General features: G+C 67.7%; 17 protein-coding genes and 3 pseudogenes. 12 read left to right on the top strand and 8 right to left on the bottom strand.

What is annotated here, in order from left to right; translation table 11 throughout:
* The 3 genes from NBZ83_RS16890 to NBZ83_RS16880 all read right to left on the bottom strand — a co-directional run.
* A partial coding sequence (locus NBZ83_RS16890) for an acyl-CoA thioesterase (protein ID WP_261575356.1) occupies positions 1–257 on the bottom strand: 257 nt, incomplete at its 3' end.
* Between the two features lie 65 nt (positions 258–322).
* Complete coding sequence (locus NBZ83_RS16885; protein ID WP_261575355.1) at positions 323–1,276, bottom strand: hypothetical protein; 954 nt, start codon at positions 1,274–1,276, stop codon at positions 323–325.
* Complete coding sequence (locus tag NBZ83_RS16880; RefSeq protein WP_199865518.1) at positions 1,276–1,554, bottom strand: hypothetical protein; 279 nt, start codon at positions 1,552–1,554, stop codon at positions 1,276–1,278. Before NBZ83_RS16880 ends, NBZ83_RS16885 begins: the two co-directional genes overlap by 1 nt.
* A 266-nt stretch (positions 1,555–1,820) precedes the next feature.
* Here NBZ83_RS16880 and NBZ83_RS16875 point away from each other — a divergent pair, with 266 nt between their 5' ends.
* Positions 1,821–2,489 carry an enoyl-CoA hydratase-related protein gene (locus NBZ83_RS16875; RefSeq protein ID WP_261575354.1) on the top strand — a complete coding sequence of 223 codons (669 nt, stop codon included), beginning with the start codon at positions 1,821–1,823 and terminating at the stop codon, positions 2,487–2,489.
* A 144-nt stretch (positions 2,490–2,633) separates the two neighbouring features.
* Positions 2,634–3,122: pseudogene (locus NBZ83_RS16870) on the top strand (IS6 family transposase); the annotation flags it as partial.
* Between the two features lie 491 nt (positions 3,123–3,613).
* Here the strand turns inward: NBZ83_RS16870 and NBZ83_RS16865 are convergent.
* On the bottom strand, positions 3,614–4,120 hold the full coding sequence (locus tag NBZ83_RS16865; protein ID WP_261569601.1) for a MarR family winged helix-turn-helix transcriptional regulator: 507 nt from the start codon (positions 4,118–4,120) through the stop codon (positions 3,614–3,616).
* Between the two features lie 74 nt (positions 4,121–4,194).
* Between NBZ83_RS16865 and NBZ83_RS16860 the strand changes: the two genes are divergently transcribed.
* The 4 genes from NBZ83_RS16860 to NBZ83_RS16845 all read left to right on the top strand — a co-directional run bounded on the left by NBZ83_RS16860 (position 4,195) and on the right by NBZ83_RS16845 (position 7,207).
* Positions 4,195–4,980 carry an SDR family NAD(P)-dependent oxidoreductase gene (locus tag NBZ83_RS16860; RefSeq protein ID WP_261569602.1) on the top strand — a complete coding sequence of 262 codons (786 nt, stop codon included), beginning with the start codon at positions 4,195–4,197 and terminating at the stop codon, positions 4,978–4,980.
* Complete coding sequence (locus tag NBZ83_RS16855; RefSeq protein WP_261569603.1) at positions 4,977–5,678, top strand: DUF4386 domain-containing protein; 702 nt, start codon at positions 4,977–4,979, stop codon at positions 5,676–5,678. The genes NBZ83_RS16860 and NBZ83_RS16855 overlap by 4 nt, the downstream gene beginning before the upstream one ends.
* Before the next feature lie 69 nt (positions 5,679–5,747).
* On the top strand, positions 5,748–6,572 hold the full coding sequence (locus NBZ83_RS16850; protein ID WP_261569604.1) for an SGNH/GDSL hydrolase family protein: 825 nt from the start codon (positions 5,748–5,750) through the stop codon (positions 6,570–6,572).
* On the top strand, positions 6,569–7,207 hold the full coding sequence (locus tag NBZ83_RS16845; protein ID WP_261569605.1) for an NAD(P)-dependent oxidoreductase: 639 nt from the start codon (positions 6,569–6,571) through the stop codon (positions 7,205–7,207). The genes NBZ83_RS16850 and NBZ83_RS16845 overlap by 4 nt, the downstream gene beginning before the upstream one ends.
* A 129-nt stretch (positions 7,208–7,336) precedes the next feature.
* On the opposite strand, the gene NBZ83_RS16840 is transcribed toward NBZ83_RS16845, so the two are convergent.
* Positions 7,337–7,687, bottom strand: coding sequence for a group II intron maturase-specific domain-containing protein (locus NBZ83_RS16840; RefSeq protein WP_261569606.1), 351 nt, complete (start codon positions 7,685–7,687; stop codon positions 7,337–7,339).
* 133 nt (positions 7,688–7,820) lie between these two features.
* Between NBZ83_RS16840 and NBZ83_RS16835 the strand changes: the two genes are divergently transcribed.
* From NBZ83_RS16835 to NBZ83_RS16825, 3 genes are all read left to right on the top strand, one after another.
* Positions 7,821–8,090 carry an integrase core domain-containing protein gene (locus NBZ83_RS16835; RefSeq protein WP_261569613.1) on the top strand — a complete coding sequence of 90 codons (270 nt, stop codon included), beginning with the start codon at positions 7,821–7,823 and terminating at the stop codon, positions 8,088–8,090.
* Positions 8,091–8,272: 182 nt separating this feature from the next.
* A complete protein-coding gene (locus NBZ83_RS16830; RefSeq protein ID WP_261569607.1) occupies positions 8,273–8,950 on the top strand; it encodes a hypothetical protein in 678 nt (225 codons plus the stop codon).
* 254 nt (positions 8,951–9,204) lie between these two features.
* Positions 9,205–12,024, top strand: a complete 2,820-nt coding sequence (locus tag NBZ83_RS16825; RefSeq protein ID WP_261569608.1) for a patatin-like protein — start codon at positions 9,205–9,207, stop codon at positions 12,022–12,024.
* Positions 12,025–12,295: 271 nt separating this feature from the next.
* Here the strand turns inward: NBZ83_RS16825 and NBZ83_RS16820 are convergent, their stop codons facing one another.
* The 3 genes from NBZ83_RS16820 to NBZ83_RS16810 form a co-directional block, all read right to left on the bottom strand.
* Positions 12,296–13,480: an ABC transporter substrate-binding protein gene (locus NBZ83_RS16820; protein ID WP_261569609.1), complete on the bottom strand. Its 1,185-nt coding sequence runs from the start codon at positions 13,478–13,480 to the stop codon at positions 12,296–12,298.
* 40 nt (positions 13,481–13,520) lie between these two features.
* Positions 13,521–15,623 (bottom strand): PKD domain-containing protein, encoded by a 2,103-nt coding sequence (locus NBZ83_RS16815; protein ID WP_261569610.1) that lies wholly within the window; start codon positions 15,621–15,623, stop codon positions 13,521–13,523.
* Between the two features lie 75 nt (positions 15,624–15,698).
* Positions 15,699–16,067 (bottom strand): hypothetical protein, encoded by a 369-nt coding sequence (locus NBZ83_RS16810; protein WP_261569611.1) that lies wholly within the window; start codon positions 16,065–16,067, stop codon positions 15,699–15,701.
* Positions 16,068–16,956: 889 nt separating this feature from the next.
* On the opposite strand from NBZ83_RS16810, the pseudogene NBZ83_RS16805 reads away from it, so the two are divergent.
* The 3 genes and pseudogenes from NBZ83_RS16805 to NBZ83_RS33385 form a co-directional block, all read left to right on the top strand.
* Positions 16,957–17,169 (top strand): annotated as a pseudogene (locus NBZ83_RS16805) (transposase); the annotation flags it as partial.
* Positions 17,163–17,552 (top strand): annotated as a pseudogene (locus tag NBZ83_RS16800) (DDE-type integrase/transposase/recombinase); the annotation flags it as partial. The pseudogenes NBZ83_RS16805 and NBZ83_RS16800, both read left to right, overlap by 7 nt.
* A gap of 1,278 nt (positions 17,553–18,830) precedes the next feature.
* The coding region (locus NBZ83_RS33385; protein ID WP_261575353.1) for a PKD domain-containing protein at positions 18,831–20,385 on the top strand (1,555 nt) is incomplete at its 3' end.

Raw genomic sequence — 20,385 nt, 5'->3', positions numbered from 1 at the left:
CCCGACTCCCCCGCATCCCCCGGCTCGAGGGCGGTGCGTATCTCGACCCGGCCGCGGGGGATCTCCGCCCGGTAATCGATCTCGATGCGGGCGACCACCGCGATCAGGCGGTCACCCGGCACCAGCCCCTGGTGGTCGAGCCAGTCCCACCGCCCGGCCTCGAGGTATTCGAGCGCGACCGCATTGTTGACGTGCCCGAGCGCGTCGAGGTCGTTGGGGCGCACCGGCAGCATGAGCCGCGATTCGCTGAAGAACACGTCGGACCACCCGATCGATCGTGTCGAAGAGTCGAGGAAAGGCGCCGCTTCCCGTCGCAGGCCGATCAGCCGCCGACGAGATCCATCCACGTGTCCTCGAGCTCTTCCCGGGAATGCACCTCGATCCCGGTTATCTTCTTCAGGGCGCCGAAGACGAGCTGCTGCTTCTTCTCGACCGCCTCGGGCCGGAAGTCATCCTCGCCGGCCTTGCGCTCAAGACGATCCCACCAGTTCACGTGGGTGCCGCGGTTCTCCACCTGATCCCGGGAGCTGCCCAGGATCTCCCCGTCCTCCCGGAGGAACAGGTGCGCCACCGCGAACGCATCCTTGGCCTGGTATTCGCCGCTGTCCACCAGCGCCTTCGCGAACGACACGAAGTAGTTGCGGTGCTGGATCTCGTCGGCGGCGACCTGCTTGAAGAGGCGACGCAGCCCCGGGTCGTCGATGACCTGCTGGCACTGGCCGTAGTTCACCGCAGCCGTGATCTCGGAGATCGCGAGCAGCATCAGTGTACGGAGCATATCGTCATCGGGAAATACCTGGCGGAACTCGATGAAGGTCTCGTCCGGAATCGGAGCCATTCCGGTGAGCTGCGCCAGGCGGTTGAAAGCCGTCTCGTGGTGCGCCTCCTCCTCGTTCCAGTAGCGACTCCAGGTGCCACACGCCTGCATGATCGCGGAGACCGTCGGATTGCTGTCCTGCCAGCGCCGGCATTCGGCGTCCGCCTGGCGCTCCAACCGGTCCGCCCCCGGCTTGGTGGTCAGCTCGGCGCGGCCGGCATTCCAGACGAGGGTCCGGTCCAGCGGCGTCAAGCGGTCCAGGTCTACGGCGGCCAGCATGTCCAGGACGCTCCACCGCCGGGACTCGTGCAGCCGCTGCTGCTCCCACGTCACGTCGACCAGGGACAGGCCGTGCCGCGTCAGCGCGCCGAAGAGGTCGGTGATGATCGCGGGGGGTGCGTCGGGCCCGGCCGGTCGTTGGGTCACCAGGACGGTGCCGTGATCTGCCTCGACGGTCATCAGGCCGCCGCCCTCTTCTGCCGGTCGAATTCCTCGAGGAAGATGGTCAGTACCCTGGGCATCGGTGTATCGAGAGGCAACGTTGGTAGCCGCACCCGCACACCGTGCTCCTTGCGCAGCGCGTTGGACGTCCGGGCGAACGTCTCCATCAGGTCGATACTGTTAGTCATCTTCGCGCTGCGGCCGATCACAGTGGCCAGCGTCACGTCGTCGGCAAAAAGCTGCTCTTCCGGGAGACCCACATACTCGGCAAACCTCTGCCGGATGTAGGACTCCACCCCACCCGTCTCCATGCCCGGAAGAATACAAGGCGCCCACTTCCGTGGACAATTACCCGCCGCTGGTTGCGCCGACAATCCATCTTGTTGACCCTTCGCTTTGACTGCGTAGTTAAACTTGCGCCGCGACAAAGAGGGTGAGATGGTTTCACGCCTTTCCCACCGTATCCCGTCCCACCGTGCCCGCCGGTCCTGGTCAGACCGGGGGCTCGAGGCATGATCCGGACGTGACCCGGACAAGAAGACACGCGGACTAGGATCAGCGGATGCCGAAGCTGGAACGGGACGGCGAGGTCTTCGTCCTGCACCTCGATCCCGATGACGAGAACCGCCTCCACCCCGACCGGCTGGCCGCGGTGGAGGCGGCGCTCGACGAGGTCGACGCCGCGGCGGGCCCCCGGGCGCTGGTGACGGTGGGCGGCGGCAAGTTCTGGTCCACCGGTCTCGACCTCGACTGGTTGCTGAGCAACGCCGACCGGTCCGCGGCCTACCTCGACCGGGTCCACGCGCTGTTCGCCCGCACGCTGGCCTCGCCGGTGGTCACCGTCGCGGCCCTGAACGGGCACGCCTTCGCCGCCGGGGCGATGTGGGCACTGGCCCACGACCTGCGGGTGATGCGCCTGGACCGGGGTTTTTTCTGCCTGCCCGAGGTGGACCTCGACCTGCCCTTCCAGCCGGGGATGTCGGCCCTGATCCGGGCCCGCCTGACCCCGGCGACCGCGCACGAGGCGATGACGACCGGTCGGCGTTATGGCGGCGGGCAGGCGCTCGCGGCGGGCATCGTCGACGCGGTGGCGCCGGCCGATCAGCTCCTCGCCGCGGCCGTGGAGCGCGCGCGACCGCTCGCGGCCAAGGCCCGCCCGGTCCGCGCCCAGATCAAGGAGACGCTGTACGCGGAGACACTCACCGCGCTGCGCACCCCGACCGCCAGGTAGGTCGACCGGATCGCGTCACCCCGATCGGCTTCCGCAACGATCGGACCGCCCGGGACGATGGTGCCGTTGCGCAGGGGTGCCCGGAGGCACTGTTGCGTTCGCCGGACGCGGAAGCTTGGGTAGTCGATCGCGCATGATCACGTGATGCGTCGTCGTCGGCTTCATCCGCCAGCTCCGGTCTCGGAGTTCTCGGGGTTCCGGTTCCCACCGGACGTGATCGCACTGGCGGTGCGGTGGTACCTGCGCTACTCGCTGTCCTACCCGGACGTCGAAGAACTCCTCGCCGAACGCGGCATCGTCGTCGACCGCACGACGATCTACCGGCGGGTCCGCCGGTTCACTCCGCTACTGATCGACGCCGCCCGGCCCTGCCGTCACAGCCCGGGTGACAGGTGGTTCACAGACGAGACCTACGTCAAGATCACAGGGCAGTGATGCTACCTGCACCAGACGGTCGACCAGTTCGGCCAGGTCATCGACGTGCTGGCCACCAGGAAGCGTGACCCGGCCGCCACCCGCCGGTTCTTCACTGCGGCGCTGTCCCACGGCCGCCGGCCCGCCGAAGTGACCACCGACCGGGCCCCGGCCTACCCGCGCATCCTCGATAAGCAACTCCCCGCTGCCCTCCCGGTCCAGACACCCGACGACAGCGCCGATCCTTGCCCCGTCCGTCGTTCTCCTCGAACGGCACCCACGTCCAGACGATCTCGCCGGGATCTGGAGCCCCGTCCGACTGCGGCGCGTAGCTCATCTGCACCGGCCCGATGCGACGCGGATCGACCTCCGTAGTGGCGTCCGGCCCGAACTCGCCCGGCGAGACCTCCGCATTCGCGCGGGACGACCGCGCCCGCTCCCGGGCCGGGTGACTGCGCGCGGCCGCCCCCGAAGACGCAGAGGCGGACGACGAGGGGGAAGGCACGCGGGCCGACGGGCTGAGCGCCGCGGAACGCGACGAGCTGAAACGGCTCCGAAAGGAGAACCGGCAACTCCGCGAGGAACGCGACATCCTCCTCAAGGCCACGATTTTCTTCGCGACCCAGACCGATCAGAAATAACGTTCCCTCTGATCGACGCGGAGAAAACACACCACACAGTCTCCGACCTGGCCGCCGCCGGCGTGCGCGTCACCGTGGCCGTTGCTGGTATCCGGGATGGACACCGGGAGCGAGACCCTGATGTGCGGCGATGGCTTCGAGCAGCCCGGTGAGCTGCGCGCGCTGGGTGTCGTCCAGCCCGGCGCAGATCTGGTCCTCGTGCGCGGAGGCGAGCCCGCGCATCCTGGCCATGATCTGCGTGCCCGTCGCGGTGAGATGCAGTGCGTAGTTGCGGCGGTCCTGTGGGTTCCGTAGCCGTTCGACGAGCCCCTTGCTCTCCAGCTTGTCGACCAGCGCGACGACCCGGCTCGGCACGACTCCCAGCTCCTCGGCCAGGGACTGCTGGCTGCGCCCCGGCCGGGTGGCGATCATGCGCAGAACCCCGGCATCGGCGGGGATCAGCCCGAGCTCGTTGATCCGCTCGGCGAACCGCGCGGCCGCGTACGCACCCACCTGGGCCAGCAGGAACGCCGCGCCCGCCGGCCGGACCCGCTGCGCCCATCCGTCGTCGTGGCCGGCCTGCCGTTGTGCGGTCATGCAGCGATGGTAGCGGTAGAGAACGATGCTGTGCTATGAATGGTTCACCATAGAGAACTGAGGTGGTTGTGGACATGTTCAGCGAAGCCGGCGACGGCCTGTCGCATCATCCGGACCTGGCCGGCAAGGTCGCGCTGGTGACCGGCGGCTCACGAGGAATCGGAATGGCGACCTGCCGGGCCCTGGCGGCGAACGGAGCCAGGGTCGCGGTGAACGGCCGTGACCGGGCGGCGGTCGACACGGTCGTCGCGAAGATCGTCGCGGACGGCGGTACAGCGGTGCCGGCGCCCGGTGATGTCACCGATGAGGCCGCGGTGCACAGCGTGCGGGAGTCGGTCGAGCGCGCGCTGGGGCCGGTGGAGATCCTCGCGGCGTTCGCCGGTGGCCAGGGCGCCCCGGCGCCCACCACCGAACTCGGCTCTGATCGCTGGCGCGCGGTCCTCGAGTCGGACCTGACGTCGGTGTATCTGACCGTGACCGCGTTCCTGCCCGCCATGATCGAACTGGGTGGCGGGTCGATCATCACCATGTCCTCCACGGCGGGCCGCCATCCGGGCGGCGCGAACGCCGCGTACGCGGTGGCGAAGGCAGGCGTGGTGATGCTGACCAAGCACCTGGCGAACGAGGTCGGCAGGCACGGCGTCCGCGTCAACTGCGTGGCCCCCTCGGCGGTGCTCAACGAGCGCATGCAGCGGTTCATGTCCCCCCCGCAGCTCGACGGGCTGGCGGCGACGTTCCCGCTCGGCCGCCTCGGGCAGCCCGATGACATCGCGCAGGCCGTGCTGTATCTCGCCTCGAGCGCATCGTCCTGGGTCACCGGGGTCATCCTCGACCTGACCGGCGGACGGGTGATCGTGTGACAACCTCTACGCGCATCCCGCGACAGTCCGACGGGGGACCACCCCTGGGAGTTCTCGCCGTGGTGTTCACGGCGCTGTTCGTCGCCAGTCTCGCCGTCAGCACGGCCATGGCGGGCGGCGACACCTTTCCGTCACCGTTCGGCTCCTCGGCCGACATCCTGGCGTATTTCCACGACCATCGGGACCCCGTACGCGTGAGCGCGTTCCTGCAGTTCGCCGCCTCGGTCCCGTTGGCGGTCTATGCCGCCACCGTCTCGGCCCGCCTGCGCAATCTCGGTATCCGGGTACCCGGCGCCACCATCGCCCTGACCGGTGGCGTGGTGGCCGCCGCCATGCTGAGCCTGTCCGGCCTGGTGAGCTGGGTGCTGTCACGGTCGGAGGTGGGTAGCGAGCCGGCCGTGGTCCGGGCACTGCACGACCTCGCCTTCGCCACCGGCGGCGCCGGGAACGTCGTCTTCCTGGGCCTGCTGGTCGCGGGCATCGCCGTGCCGGGGCTCCTGGCCGGTCTGTTGCCGCGTGGGCTGGCGCTGGCCGGCCTGGTCATCGCCGCCGTCGCCGAGCTGTCCACGGTCACCCTGCTCGTCTCGGACTCGGCCTTCCTGCTGCCCATAGCCCGGTTCACCGGGCTGGCCTGGCTCATCGCCGCCGGCTTTCTCCTGCCGCGCACCCGGACCAACAAGGCCGGTACCAACGCCTGACCCCGGCGGCACACGCAGTCGGTGCATGCCGGAACCGGAAGGGACCGAGATAGTGGGGATGAAAGCACAATGAACCCCGAAACAGTTGACCGACTTATCAGGTTCCAGCATCCCGAGAAGACCCTGGGTTACCTCGGGAAGCTCGACGATGAGCGCATCGCCGCCGTGTTCGGGCTGGACCCGGGCGCCTACCGACGGACGCGCCGGGCGCACGACGAGCAGGTCCGCCGCGTCGCGGCGGACCTGCTCGACCGGCCCGGGTTCGCCGGGAAGGTGGACCTGCTGCCGTTCTCACCCGGTCAGCACGTCGTGGCGCTCGGCGAGAGCACCACCGACGACCTGCTGTCATGGTTCGAGATCCTGCGCCACCTTCTCGGCCTGCGGCGCCCCGCCGACGGCATCACCCTGACGAACCTGGCGGTCTCCGGGCACACCAGCACCCAGGCCCTGACCACGCTGCCCGGCCTGTTCCTCCACCACCCGGACTGGGTGCTGTGCATGCTCGGCGCCAACGACGCCCAGCGCCTCGGATCCGCCGACGGGCCGACCCTGGTCAGCCTCGCCGAGACCGAACGCAACCTGCACTGCCTGCACGATCTCGTCGTGCGGCGCACCGCGGCGCGCTGGGTGTGGCTCACCCCGACCACGGTCGACGAGGCGCGTGTCGCGGCCTACCAGCCCTTCCAGCGGGCCGGGCTCACGTGGGCCAACCGTGACATCGACGCCATCGGGCAGATCCTGACCGCGCAGCCCGGTCCCACGCTCGACACCCGACCCGTCATCGCTCGTGAACCCGCGGGGCGGTCCCACCTCGACGACGGGCTACACCTCTCCCTCGCCGGCCAGCAGGCGCTGGCCGGCGCCCTCGTCGACCTGCTCGCGGATCAGTCATGAAGCTGCTCATCTTCGGCGCCACCGGCGGCACCGGTGCCCACCTTCTGACCCGGGCGCTCGATGACGGCCACGCCGTCACCGTCGTCGCCCGCGACCCGGGCAAGATCGCCGTCGGCGACCGCGCGTGGCCGACCGTCATCACCGGGGACGTACTGGAGCCCCTGACGTGGCGGGCGGCCGTCGGCGGTCATGACGCCGTCCTGTCGTGCCTGGGCAGCACGGACCGCAAACATCCCACCACCGTCTACTCCCAGGGCGCGACCAATATCATCGACGTCATGGGCCGCGCAGGGGTGCGACGCCTCATGTGCCTGTCCTCGGCCGGCCTCGACATCCCACCCGGGACTCCGCTCCCCCAGCGGCTCGTCACCAGACTTGTCATCCAACGTCTCTACCGTCACGGGTACACCGACATGAGGGCCATGGAAAATATCGTCGCGGCCAGCGACACCGACTGGACGATCATCCGTCCCCCGATGCTCACCAACGGGCCCCCCATCGGGAACTACCGGGCAGCGGCGAACGCGCACCTGTCGAAACCCAAAGCCATCTCACGGGCGGATCTTGCCGACTACCTGCTCACCCATATCGGGGACCGCGAATCCTGGCCGAAGACGGTCGAAGTCTCCTCGTGAAGGGTCACGCCGCCAGCACCACATCACGCTTCGAAAGGTCCGCGCCGACCCTGGTCGGGTCGCCCGGGGAATCGCACCCCCGGGCTCCCGCAGAACGGGGCGTGAGCCTCTCGGTTCACTCCGCTCTTCTCATCGCATTCCAGCGGGCGTGCGTGCCCAGGCCCAGCGCACGAACAGCCCGGGCTCTCGATCGAGGAGCCCGGTCCACCATGCCTTGAACCGCTTGTACAGGCGAAGCCGTCTGTACTCCTTGCCAGCCCACCGCATCAGGTGGGTGTTGATGCGGTGCAGGAGGGGATTCAACTGCGACCGGTAGAACCGGCCGTAGTAGTTCATCCAGCCCGCCACGACCGGGTTGATCGGCGCGGCGAGATCGCCCGGGTCATGCCTGGTACGCGCGTGGATTCGCCATCGGCGGACCCGCTGGCCCGTTTTCTTGAGCGCCTCAGGACTGACCGCGGGCTGAAGACCCACGAACATGTTCCGTCGGCTCTCCTGGCGCCCCTGGGCCAGGAAGAGTACCCCAGAAACGTGAACGAGGTGTGCTCGTACAAGCCACGCCGCCTGCCGTCCTTACGGCACACGATCTTGGTCTTGACCGAAGGCAAACGCGATCGCGGAACGCTGGATCGGCACTGCCCGCCGCGAATGCACCGACAGAATGCTGATCGTCTCCGAACGGCACCTGACCTCAGCCCTCACCAGCTACGCCGAACATGTCAACACCCACCGGCCCCACCGCGCCCTCGGCCAACACCCACCCGACCCGCCACTCGTGATCACTCCAACTTCGGATTCCACCGTCCGACGCACCCGCATCCTCGGCGGGCTGATCAACGAGTGCCGCAACGCCGCCCGACCACCCTCACGGACGATCATGTAAACCGTAAAAGGCCAGCTCACAGACCGAAACCCGAATTCTGGAGCCTCACAGCCCGGGGTGAGATTCCCCCGGGCCACCCGATGGTGTGGACCTCGCGGTTGAATGTCGCCATGGCGCAGGCGATATAGAGGGGCGGGGGGAGCCACGTGAGCAGTCCGGGTGGTGCGGGGCGGCGGATTAGTGTGGGGGAGATCGCCGCGTTGGTCTCGGCGATCGTCGCCGTGGCTGGTCTTCTGTTAGCGGTGTTCGGAGTACCGCTCACCGGTGGTTCATCACTTAACCAGTCCCTCGCCTACGGTGCCGGTGCCCCCGCGACCTCGGGCGTTTCCGAGACGCCAGCCTCACCGGTCTCATCCACGCCGACCGGTCCGAAGGCGTCTCCTCCGCCCACGCTGCCAAGTGGCTGGCACCGTCTCAGCGCACCCGGTCTCAGCGTCACCTTCGCCGTTCCGGACGGCTGGACTCAGGTGGCTGGCTACGACAGCAATCTCCAGAGCAACTGGCGCTCCCCGGACAAAGCCCATGACATGAGCGTCAAGCGGGACACCTTGCACGGATCGACGCCCGAGGCTGCCTCTGCACAGCTCGCCTGGTACCGCGACACGGCCGAGTCCTCCATGGCCGACCTCACGGTCCTCACCCACCCGACTCGGCAGAGCGGCAACGACGCCCTCTGGCTGGAGATCGACTATCACTGGGCCGGCCAGGCCGAACCCCGCAAGCGTGTCGAGCTGTTCGTCGCGGGCAAAGTAGGCCATGTCTACCAGCTGCTCTTCGACACCGCTGCCACGCCCACGAAGCTGGCAGCCCAACAGCAACTGTTCGCTACCGCGCGCGACCAGCTACTGATCGACACGTGAGTACAGCAACGTGTTCCGCGCGGGTACGACGCGAAGATCCGCGAGAGAGGCTCTAGAGTATTTCTTGCCTGCCACATCCTTGATCCGTCGGCCATGGCGATACCACGGGGCAACCTGGACAGATGGTGCAATAGCGGGAAGTGTTGGTTTCTGCCAACTGGACCATGTGTCAAGTCGGGGCACTGTGAGGAGCGTCCTGTCGCCAGGTGCGCTGTTCACTCAGATCACCGCAACCGACCCCTTCGAGGAGGGCGATGAACTTCAACCGCAATCCATCCCGCGTTGATCATGGCGATCTGGAGGATATTCGGCTCGCGGTCGTGCTCAACGGTGGCGTTAGCCTGGCGGTGTGGATGGCTGGCGTGGTCAATGAGATCAACGGCCTGGTACAGAGCGGTGCGGCCGGGTCGTTGCGAGGTCAGCCGGATACATCGGCGGCGGAATCATCGACGGTATATAAGGAGCTCCTCGGTCTTGTCGGCGCGACTGCGCGGGCAGACGTGATCGCCGGTACGTCCGCAGGGGGCATAAACGGGGCGTTCCTGGCATACGCGCAGGCGTATGGCGCCGACCTGCGCGGGTTGGGCCGCCAGTGGGCCGATCTGGGCTCCTTCGACGCGTTGCTGCGCCGCCCGGAGCCGGCCCCAGAGTCTCTCCTGCGGGGCGACGACTACTTTCTGCGCGAGCTGGCCCAAATCTTCGACGACCTCGTACCGGAGGACGAACGATGGCTGCGGTACGTGCCAGCGGACCAGCGACCAATCGATCTGATCATCAACACGACGCTGATCCACGGCCAGCCGAAGCACTACCTGGACGACTTCGGCACCACGATCACCGAATCCGTCCACACGGGACGGCTCCGATTCACTCGCGCGGCGGGCAAGCCGGCGCTCGACCCATTTGCGAAGAAAATCGTGGCCCGCCAACTGGCGTTGGCCAGCCGAAGCACGGCCTCGTTCCCAGTGGCATTCGAGCCGAGCTTCGTGCCGGTAGGAGAGGACGGGAAGGACGAGTACCACCCGGACATGGGCGCCACCGCGGAACTACCCCCGATCGCGACGTTCCCGCAGAGCCGGTACGTGATCGACGGTGGCGTGCTGTTGAACCAGCCAGTCAAGCCCGCGCTCGCCGCGATCTACGCCCAGCCAGCCGACCGGCAGGTACGGCGACTGCTGATACACGTCAACCCTGACCCGCGTAGCGCCCTCCCCAGCGAGGTCGCCGGTCTCGTGGGTCCCGGCGCCGACAGCGCCGACGCGCCGCCGAGGCTCGCGCGGGTATTGGAGACACTGGCCCTGCTGCCCTACGCGCAGTCGGTCGACGCGGAACTCGCCGAGATCCGGGACACGAACGACCGTGTCCGGCGGTACCGATCCGAACGCCCGGGCGTGATCGGCGTCTTGAACGAGGAGCTTGCCGGCAAGCTCCTGGCAGAGTACCGGACCCTGCGGTCCCACCGCGAGGCCGATCGCATCAACGCCTTGCTGGCCGCGGCCCCCGATCAACATCGGAGGTGGTGGACCCACGCCGATCTCGCGACGGCGTTGCACGACTCAGGCCTCGGCGCGGTGTCCTACGTCCCGACCGATCTGCCTGCCGACGCCGACCCGGCCCAATGGGACTGGGGAATCGAGCCGGTTGAGCGTATCGGCGCGGTCGCCGTCGATATCTTCAAACGCGCCGTCTGGCTGGCCAAGCCGACCGATACGGATCTACGCGGGCGCCTGCGCCGCTACCGCTGGCGGCTCCACGCAGCGTTGACGCTGCTTCGCGACATCCGCAGCGATGACGAACAGTTCTGGCGAGACCAGGCCGACCAGCCGCCCCCACAGCCTCCGGAGGCATCCGACGCTTCGCAGCGACAGGAGCAGCTTCATGTCTGGTTGCAGGAAGCGCTCTCCCGCTGGCCGTTGCCCCCGGGCGCCAAACAGGCCCCGGCGGCGACGTTGCCCAACCGGCTGGGCGACGTGGCCAAGCGGATCGCAGAGGTTCTGATCGACGCGCGCGAGGACCTGCACCGTGTCACCAAGCGACAGGACGACGGTGGCGTAGCGAGCACGGTTCCCAACGCGACGTACGAATCCGAGCTGCTGGACAAGCTCCTGGAAGCGCTACTGCCCGACGGTCAGCAGGTGTCCCCGACATCGTTGCTGCGCAGGCTGCTGGCGGTCGAGGTCTGTCAGCTCACCATCGCCGGCGCGCCGCCGGAGGTGGAGCAGGAGGTGACCCTTCAACAGGTCAGCGGCTTCACACCCAACTCCTTCGGTGGACCCTCGACACCAGACAAGATCGCCGGGATCAAACTATTCTGGTTCGGCGGATTCCTCGCGAAATCCTGGCGAGTCAACGACTGGATCTGGGGCCGACTGGACGGAGCCACGCGTATGGTCCAGGCCGTGCTCGACCCGGCGCGGATGCGTCAGCTCGGCCTGTCCTCCAAGGACACTCACGACCAACTCCGTCGGCTCGCTGTCGGCGGAGAATACCAGGATGATCTGGGCGCACTCTTCGACGCCGACAGCGAACAGATCCTCGCCGAGCTCGCCTTCCTGGACACCGCAGACGGCGACATCGCCACGACCGACAGTCTGAGGACCACCGTCCTCGCGATCACCCGGCGGCTGCACGCCGAAATCCTCGCCGAGGAGCTACCCCTTCTCGCCCGAGCAGTTGCCGAAGACCTCGATCACGTCGGCGATGACGGATCCCCGGCGAAACACTTTCTAGACGCCTGGGAAAAAAGATCCAAACCTCCCACTCTTCATCAGCTCTTCACTATTTTCTCCCAGGCGGAGATCGCAAGAGAACCCGTTACCAGCGCAGTAGAGGACCTCCTGGAGCGGTCAACAAAGCTGAGTCTGCTACTAGTCGTGAACCTGACCAGAAACCTGGCCAGGGACTTGGCCGAGGGTCTCGCGGACCTGCACCCTCCCACACCGTCCTTGTTCCAGGCATTGTTGCTGGTCGGCGAGGTCGGGATCCAGAAGATCTTGGAGCCGACCTTCCGCACAGCGATCACACCGCTTCGATTTGCCAAGAAGGGAGCCGCGAAGATCTGGGATTCACTTTAACGGGGGTAGAGCGACTGCGACCCGAGGGCACGACGTGAAGTACCTCCGCGGGCAACATCACCAGAGACCATGGCGGACAACTGTTCCTTATCTCCCACCTTGATCCAAGAAAATACTATTAGCCGACGGTACCCATCAAGCCTGTGGGGTGCCAGAAGTCAGCCTGAGCCTGTGACCTGGCCTGATGCGAGGGCGCGGCTGCCGGCATGATGGTCAGCTATGTCCGTGCGCCTGCCCTATCTGGTCTTCGTTCGGATGTCCGGGTCGGCTTCTACCGGAGGGCTGTGGATTCGGCGATGTCGAAGAAGTCTCCGTTCTTGGTCGCCTTCAGATCGTTCACGGTGTACGTGATCCCATAGTGGTTGAACAGGCGCTTATAGGCCGGGTTGTCCACTTCGACCGACGACCACGGGTGAATGACACCCAGCATGTCCACGTCGCGCAGCCCGTTGAGCGCCGTCGTGAGCGACGCCGCGGTCACCGGTCCCGACACCTTGGGCAGGGCCGCCTCCAGCAGCCTTGCCCCGATCCAGGTGATGATGCCGTTCGAGGTGACCGGGTCTTTCGAGCCCTGCGAGGCGATGGCGGCCTTGATCTGGGCAATGCCAGGATTGTCGTCCGCGCCGTTGAGCTGGGAGTCCACCACCACGAGGCCGTTGGTCAGGTCCGGGCCCAGGGAGTCGATCAGCTTCTGCGTGAAGACCGCCGAGACGCTGCCGACCGTGAGGTGCCTGCCGCTCTGCCTGATCGCCGTGAGCGCCTGGGCCGCGGAAGTCGGGGCAAGGCTCACGGCCACGCAGTCCGCCCCCGCTCCGGTGATCTTGGAGATCGCCGGAGTGAGGTCAGGCGCGTTGAGGGCGATCGGGGACCGCGCGACCTCGGTTCCGCCCTTGGACTCGATACCTTTCTTGACCAGGTTCGCGAGGAAATCGGTACCGTCGTAGTAGACGATGCCCATTTTGGTGCAGCCGGCGTTGGCCAGGCCGATCCCGATGGCTGCGAACTCCGCGTTCGCCGAGGCGGTCGCGAACGAGTCGGGGCTGGAGGTGTCGGACTGGCCGAGGACCGGGATTCCCGCCTTCGCGAGCGGGGCCTGGTCCGCTGTGAGGAGGTTGCCGCCGTTGATCACCGCGGCGACGTCGTCCGCCACGGCCTTCTGCTCGCACACCAGGACGCCGCTCGCCGTGCCCTTGCTGTCACAGGTCTCGATCTCGACGTTCGGGAAGCCGCGCAGCTCGCCCTTCACGATCGGAACGACCTCGGGCATCGTGAAGACGTTTCCGGTTATGTCGCCGATCACCAATATCTTGGCAGCAACGCTGCTGGTAGCGGTCGGTGCGGCGACAGCCGGCGGCGGCGGGTTTCCTGGCGACGAGTCGCTTCCGCACGCCGCGAGAACAAGCACGGCACCGAGTCCGACAGCCAGTAAGGCGCCGGCCGATTTGGCGCGAATCATGCTTGCTCCCCTGAGCTGGTTGATGTCGACGAAAAGGCGTTCAACGGACGACCACCCGAACCCGGCCGAGGTTGGGGACCAGCCGGCTCGTGGCCGACACGTCGCCGTCGCGGTGGCTCTTGACGCGGACCGCGGGAAAGTACGTCCCGGGCCGGTCGAAGGAATGGGTGGTGGTGAGCTGGACGGGGTTGGCCTGACCGTCGATTCCCGCGAGCTCGGACGCGAACGTCCCGCTGCCGTCGAAGTCCCACGCCGCGCTGACGACCGCACCGGCACCGGGCGGCACCTCGGCGGTCACCTCGAACGTCACCGGCTCGCCGGCCGACACCTCGGCGCGTACCGCCCCGTTCGCGGTCACCGTGACGACGGCCTGAATTCCGCCGCGGGTTCGCGCGTCCGGGGCCAGGGCCAGCCGTCCGCCGGTGTAGTCATAGGCGGTGTCGACGGGAGGCGTGCCGTTCTCGACCCACGCGGCGAGGTCATGAAGGCTCTGCTCGACGAGCGGGTTGTAGTCGATGTAGCGGGTACTCATCGACACCCCGCCAGCCGAGGGCAGGAAGGAGCCCGGAATGTTCTCCGCGTTCTCCATCCAGCGAAGCCGCAGCCGATCCGCCGCGGCGCTTCCCTGCACCCGCCGAATATGGTCGGCGAGAGCGTCGGCACGGCCGGGCCACACGTTCGCGTCGTGCGTTCCAGGCAGCAGGAGAAGTTTCCCGCCGAACGATCCGGACGCCGGGCCGCCACCCAGTGCGAATGCCGTCGGCAGCCCGTGGCGCGGATAAACCGGCCGACCGTCGACGAACGTGGCGACGGACTCGCGGTCCCACTCGGCGACCTGATGCCGGTACGCGTAGCAGAACGCCAGGAAATTCCGGTTGTCGATCAGCACTTCGTCGCCGGGAACGACGTCTGTCATCCGCAACGTCCCGGATTCGGCAGCGCCGTCGACGTAGAGCGTGTCCTCGCCCACGATGCCGGCGACAATCAGGCTCCGGCCGGTGGCCTCGCCACTGACGACCTTGATGGACGCGCCCAGCAGGTAGCCCGCCACGTCGGTGTCGAGCTCCAGCGCGCAGGGATACTGCGCTCCCTTCATCCCGATCGTGAACTTCGCGATCGCGCCCAGCCCGGCGAGGCTGGCCGCGCGGGCGGCGAGCTGTTCGGCGGTGACCACAGCGCGGACGCGCGCGGTGGCCTGCACACGATGGGGAGCGAGCAGCTCGGGGAAGTCGTGGCCCACGTGTCCGGGCTCGGACCAGAATTCCTCGAAGAACTCCGGCAGCTCCGCCAGCATGTCGTCGGCGAGCCACGACCACGCCGACACCGGCCCTACCGGCTCGGCAATCATGATTTCGGAGCCGCGGGAGAAGCCAAGCCGGTAAAGCGCGGCCAGCTCCTCCCGCTGGTGGGTGCCCAGACCGGCGAACACCTCGCCACTGCCCCCGGGCTCCACGGCGTCGATGACACCTCGGACCTTGTCGCCGAGCAGGCGCTGGACGTTGAGCACCGCGCCGAAGGTCGCGAGCGAGGCCGTCTTCAGCAGCCGCCGGCCGGGGGGTAGCTCGTACGTCGCCTCGTCCATGGTCGCCGCGATCCCGACGTAGGGCATGGCACCGTCGAACACGTCGCTGTTCTCCAGGCACAACTGGGCACGCATGCCGCCGCCCCCGCCGCCGTAGGCGTAACTCGCCCGGGGCGGAGTGCCGTAGATCTGGGTCGCGAGGTGTTTGGAAAAGCGCGCCGATTCCGTGTGCGCGCGATAGCCGTAGAGCGACGGGTCGGGACCGGCGCGGAGGTCGAACTCGACGCCGATGTGCCCGGCGTTCGACTCGACAATGTATGCGCCCAGCCGGAATCCGATACCGAGCTGGTCGAGCAGCAGGCCCTGCACGGTCCCGCAGGTGTCCTCGTACCCCCCCAGTCCGCCCTCGACCGGAAAGAGCATGCGACCGGCCCAGTCGTCGGCGGGGAGAAAGTAGCACGATAATCGGGTGTCGGTGTCGGCGAATCCGCCGTGCACGAAGCGGTACTTGTAGGCACCCACCGGCGAGGTACGCCACTCGTCCACGTCGATGTACGGCTTTCCGAAATAGTCGTCCGTCACTACGTAGTCGTCAATGCGTAGTTCAACGCCGCTGGACATCGAGATCTCCAAGGCCGATGTGGAAGGGGTATGTGGGCGCTGGAGGTCAGCGACGCGGGGCGGTCCAGCCGCGCCCTAGGAAACGACGATCCGGGCCTGGCCGATCGTTTCGATCCGGCAGACCTCGGCGGCCAGGTCGCCGTCGCGGTGAGAGGTGACCCGCACGGTGGAGAAGTACGCCCCCGGGCGGTCGTAGGAATGCGTGGTCGACACGTTCAGCTCGTCCGCGCTGCCGTCGATCCCCTCGTGCCGGAACGGGTGGGTCCCACCGCCGTCGAAGTCCGCCTTCGTCCAGAAGTTCTCGAAGTAGTCCGGGTCGTCGCGGTACAGGTCCTCGGCCAGCGAGGTCCACAGCCACATCTGGCCGAACGAGGAGATGCTGCCGGCCTTGACCCGCCGGGTGTTCCCCGGCTCGGCGATCTCCCCGCCGCTGGTCGACGGCATGGCGCCGTCCCACACACCCGGCGCGTTCTCCAGGCAGAGCGGGGGGATCGCCGCCGCCGCCGCTGCCGCCCCACACGTAGCTGCGGTGCGGCGCGGTGCCGTAGACCTGCGCGGCGACGAACTTCGACAACCGCGCGGACTCGGCGCTGGCCCGGTGGCCGTACAGCGTGGGGTCCTCCCCGGCCCTCGGGTCGTAGTCGTCGCCCTTGTGGCCCTGGTTCGACTCGACCATGTAACCGCCCAGCCGCGCGCTCATCGCGATCCGCTGGAACATCTCACCGAGTATGCCGCCGCCGAAGGTCACCGCGTGGCCGCCGTGGCCGCCGTTGCCGCCTTCCAGCGGTTGGAACATCCGGCCCGGGTAGTGCTCCGCCGGCGGGAGGTAAAAAAGGCGTCAGTGACCTCGTACCCGGACAGATCGATTGCGCTCATAAGACAGCTCCGCCCTCATCGCCCTCGAGTCCGGCCCCACCCGAGTGGCAGAAGCCTCGCAGAGCATCCAGGACGATGTCAACGCTGTTCACCGAACGGTCTGGCGCGACCCGCCGACCGGCCCGGACGACCGACGACCCCCCACCCCCGCAGCTGCTCGGAGTCCGCCGCCGATGCCACCGGCCGGGCACCGGCCGCGACGTCACAGCCTCGAGCGCCCACCGCAAGGGGGTTCAGTGAACGCTGTTGACACGTGTCCCGCCAACGCCTATTTTCCAACCAAAGAGCCAGATCCCTCGCGGCCGGGGTGCGGGCGCGTTGAGAGGGAACTCTGGGAGTCCTGATGACGATGAGTGGCATTTAAGGTCGATGACTTTTGCCTTATCTCGCACCACCAGAACGCTTTCGTGCTCCTCATGGAAATGATCACGGAATGGGTCGGGTAGGAGCGTCTGCCATGAACCCGCGCAAGCCGTACCCCAGCGACCTGTCGGACGCCCGCTGGGCACTGATCGCGCCGACGTTACAAGCCTGGCGGCAGGCCCGGATCGACCGTCGGCCCACCGGCCAGCCCGCCCAGGTAGACCTTCGCGAGGTGTTCAACGCGATCCTGTATGTCAACCGGACGGGAATTTCCTGGAAATACCTGCCTCACGACTTCCCGTCGCACAACTGATCGACGCGGCCCGGCCATGCCGGCACACACCGGGTGATCGTTGGTTCGTCGACGAAACGTAGGTGAAGGTCGCCGGATGATGGACCTACCTGTACCGGGCCGTCGACCAGTTCGGCCAGGTCATCGACATGCTGGCCTCCGGGAAGCGGGATCTCGCCGCGGCCCGCCGGTTCTTGACCCGCGCCCTGTCCCACGGCCGGCTCAAGGCACGACTACGGCCGATGCGCGGCCCGAAACGCCTCCGCTCCGCACAGATCATCGGCTCCGGGCACGCGTTCGTGCAGAACATCCGCCGCGGCCACTACGAACCGGGCGTCGATGCCGACCCCCGGAACCGGCTGACGGCTGCCTTCACCGAACTCACCCTGGCCATCTGACCGCCCGCCCGAGACGGCTCCACCACGCCCCACCTCCGCCCGATGCAACAGCGCCGGGCATGATCCGCATGATGGTCCGCCGGCTCGCCCGCCGAACCCCGGCCTCCCGCTGGACGCCACGCACGACCAGCGAGAGCTAAAAGCGATCAAGATTCAGGACAGACACGTGGACTAATATGAATACACTTGGAGTTGGAACTGGTAGCCGGCTGCCGCATGCCCCCAGCCCGGGTTTCCGGGACACACACCTCGCGTCGGCCGGTATCCGTCAAAGTACAGTGAGCTGCACTTGAAGCAGAATCTCCAGTCGGACTGAAAGTTCCTTGGTACTGGGTTCAGGTCGTGGTACAGCAGGTTCTGAGGACGCGATCCCCGATGAGCTCTGCCACCGTTTCCGGCACATGCTCCCGGAAAGTCCGCGTAGTACAAAACCCCGCAGCGCGAGCACTGCAGCCAGGCGCTCTGAATATTTGGCTTGTCATACGAGTGGAGGACCGTGTCCTCGACGAACTTCAATCCGAAGATCCAGCCCCGAACGCGGTGGTTCCCCCCCCCTCGGGCACTTGTTGATGGAACTCGTTAGATTTCGGACCAAGCCGAAACATCTGTCGCAGAAGCGCCAGTCGGGATGCCAGGCCGACAAAGCCATGGCCGGTGCTGCGACCATCCCAGTCGCGGTTGCGGCCACGCCAGTCAGACCGGCTGCCAGGAGAGCACGCCGCGATCCGTTGTCCGTTGGTTCATCCAGCGGCATTTCTTGCTACCCCCGCTCCGTGAGTGAGCTGCGGTGTCCCGGTCGGTGGAACGGCTCGTCGAATTCTTCCACGGGCGCGGAGCTCACGACACGGCCCGCTGGGCACACTCTGTTGCCCCCTTGGGCACTGCAGCGGCCACCCTCTGGCCCTGTACACCACGTCGTTGAAGAACGCGAAAGCGACCGGAACACCGATCGACGGCGTCGATGACCTGTTGAACCAGATGACGAAAGCCGTCCTCGAACGAATCCTGCAGGTCGAGATCGACGTGGAACGGTCCGGTCGACATCGACACACCACGTTACCAAAACGATTCTTTCGAGCCGACGACCGTGCCGAGGCCAGCCCGCCGGACGCCGCCAACTCCACTACCACGGGACCGGTCCCACTCCATATCCTCCGGCGTCACAGACCCCATCCCCTTAGCCCAGGAAAGGTCTACTAGGGCGTCCCAGGCTGCCCTTTTGGGTCCGTTCCGGGTAGGAGCACCGAACCCCGGTGATTCCGTCCTAGGATTCCCGGCGTGACATCGCGGAGCGGCCGGACCCGTCTGCCAACCATGTCCGTCCGGGTTGCCGTTGCCGGCCTGCTGCTCGCGGGAGGCGTGACGGTGGGCCTTGCGGACGGCCCCTCGGCCCGGTCTGTGGCGCTCGAGGACGGTTCCGCTTGGCTGGTGTCATCCGCCGTCGGTCAGGCGGTGCTGATCGACGGCGCGTCGGCGCAGGTGGTGACGCAGGTGGAGGTGGGGCGTGGGACCCTGTCCGCGGCGCAGTCGAAGACCGACGTGTTCGTGGCGAACAGCTCGGTGGGGAGCGTCGTCCGGATCGACGGCGCGACGTTCGCCAAGTCGGGTACGGCTCGGTTCGCCCAGCCCGATCAGCCGCTCTCGGTATTCCCGGGCGGGCATGCGGTGTACACGGTCAACGAGACCACCGGCATCGTCACGATCGCGGACCCGGAGACGTTGGGTGTCCGGGGAACCGAGTCGCTCGGGGCACGGGTGCGGTCCGGGGCGGCGCTGGTCGACGGGGACGGCAGGCTGTGGCTCGTCGACGGAGACAGTGGCGACCTGGTCCGGCTCGATGCGGGTGGCAAGCACATCCGGCCGAGGGCGGTCGACCCGGCGCAGTCCACGCTGGTGCTGGCCGGCAGCCGGGTCGTGGTGGTCGACCTCGCCGCCCGGGAGGTCCGGCCGGTCGGCACGGATGGCATCCCGGGAGCCGCGACCTGCCTGGACACCCGACGGGGCGATGGCACGGTGACGGTGACCGGTTCGCCGTCGACCGAGCGCGTGTACGCGGCGTCGGGAAGCCGCGGTGTGCTCCTGGTCAGTGACCTGGCCCGGCGGACCTGCACGGGGATGAGCCTCGGTGTGACACGCCATCAGCTGGGGCCGACTCGTGAGGTGGCCGGCCGGCTGTTCGTTCCCGATTACACCTCCGGCCAGGTGCACGTCGTCGACCTCGCCAGGCGCGCGGTACTCGTGAGCCCGAAGGTACTGCCCGCCGACACGCCGTTCGAGCTGGTGCCCAGCGGCAGTTTCGTGTTCTTCAACGATCCGGTCAGCGCGCGCGCGGGCGTGGTCCGCTTGGACGGCACATCAACAGAGGTCCGCAAGTACAACCCGGACCGGCCGGGCGCCGGAGTGGTGCAGGACGCCAGCGGGGGCGGACCGTCTTCGGGGCCGACCCCGACGACAGCGAAGCCGACGGCAGCGAAGCCGACCACGCCGCCGACCTCGTCTCCCAGCGGGCCTCCGACCACCGAACACGGGAATGTCCAGATCGCGCTGTCGGCGACCACAGTGGCGGCGGAGGACCCGGTCACCATGCGGGTGACGGCGACCGGCGGCGGCCGGCTGAGTGCCGTCCGGTGGCAGTTCGGTGACGGTGCCGAGGGCAGTGGTGTCGAGGCGCGGCACGCCTGGACGAAGCCGGGCGAGTACACGGTGTCCGCGCAGGTGACGCTCAGCGATGGGCGGCGGGCGGTGCCCACGGCGAAGGTCACCGTGGTCGGGGCGGCGCAACCGCCCCCGAACAACAACGATGTCGGCCCGTCCCGCACGCCACCCCCCGATC

The organism is Frankia gtarii, from assembly GCF_025403375.1.
GTDB classification, from domain to species: Bacteria; Actinomycetota; Actinomycetes; order Frankiales; family Frankiaceae; genus Frankia; species Frankia gtarii.
Note: the sequence above shows the minus strand (reverse complement) of the source record. Positions and strands in the feature narration are given on the sequence as shown.

Bases quoted from the DNA above. Each gene is read 5' to 3' on its own strand.
- NBZ83_RS16840 (WP_261569606.1), bottom strand. From the start codon at position 7,687: ATGTTCGTGGGTCTTCAGCCCGCGGTCAGTCCTGAGGCGCTCAAGAAA.
- NBZ83_RS16810 (WP_261569611.1), bottom strand. From the start codon at position 16,067: ATGCCGTCGACCAGCGGCGGGGAGATCGCCGAGCCGGGGAACACCCGG.
- NBZ83_RS16875 (WP_261575354.1), top strand. From the start codon at position 1,821: ATGCCGAAGCTGGAACGGGACGGCGAGGTCTTCGTCCTGCACCTCGAT.
- NBZ83_RS16820 (WP_261569609.1), bottom strand. From the start codon at position 13,480: ATGATTCGCGCCAAATCGGCCGGCGCCTTACTGGCTGTCGGACTCGGT.
- NBZ83_RS16845 (WP_261569605.1), top strand. From the start codon at position 6,569: ATGAAGCTGCTCATCTTCGGCGCCACCGGCGGCACCGGTGCCCACCTT.
- NBZ83_RS16860 (WP_261569602.1), top strand. From the start codon at position 4,195: ATGTTCAGCGAAGCCGGCGACGGCCTGTCGCATCATCCGGACCTGGCC.
- NBZ83_RS16865 (WP_261569601.1), bottom strand. From the start codon at position 4,120: ATGACCGCACAACGGCAGGCCGGCCACGACGACGGATGGGCGCAGCGG.
- NBZ83_RS16825 (WP_261569608.1), top strand. From the start codon at position 9,205: ATGAACTTCAACCGCAATCCATCCCGCGTTGATCATGGCGATCTGGAG.
- NBZ83_RS16850 (WP_261569604.1), top strand. From the start codon at position 5,748: ATGAACCCCGAAACAGTTGACCGACTTATCAGGTTCCAGCATCCCGAG.
- NBZ83_RS16885 (WP_261575355.1), bottom strand. From the start codon at position 1,276: ATGACCGTCGAGGCAGATCACGGCACCGTCCTGGTGACCCAACGACCG.
- NBZ83_RS16815 (WP_261569610.1), bottom strand. From the start codon at position 15,623: ATGTCCAGCGGCGTTGAACTACGCATTGACGACTACGTAGTGACGGAC.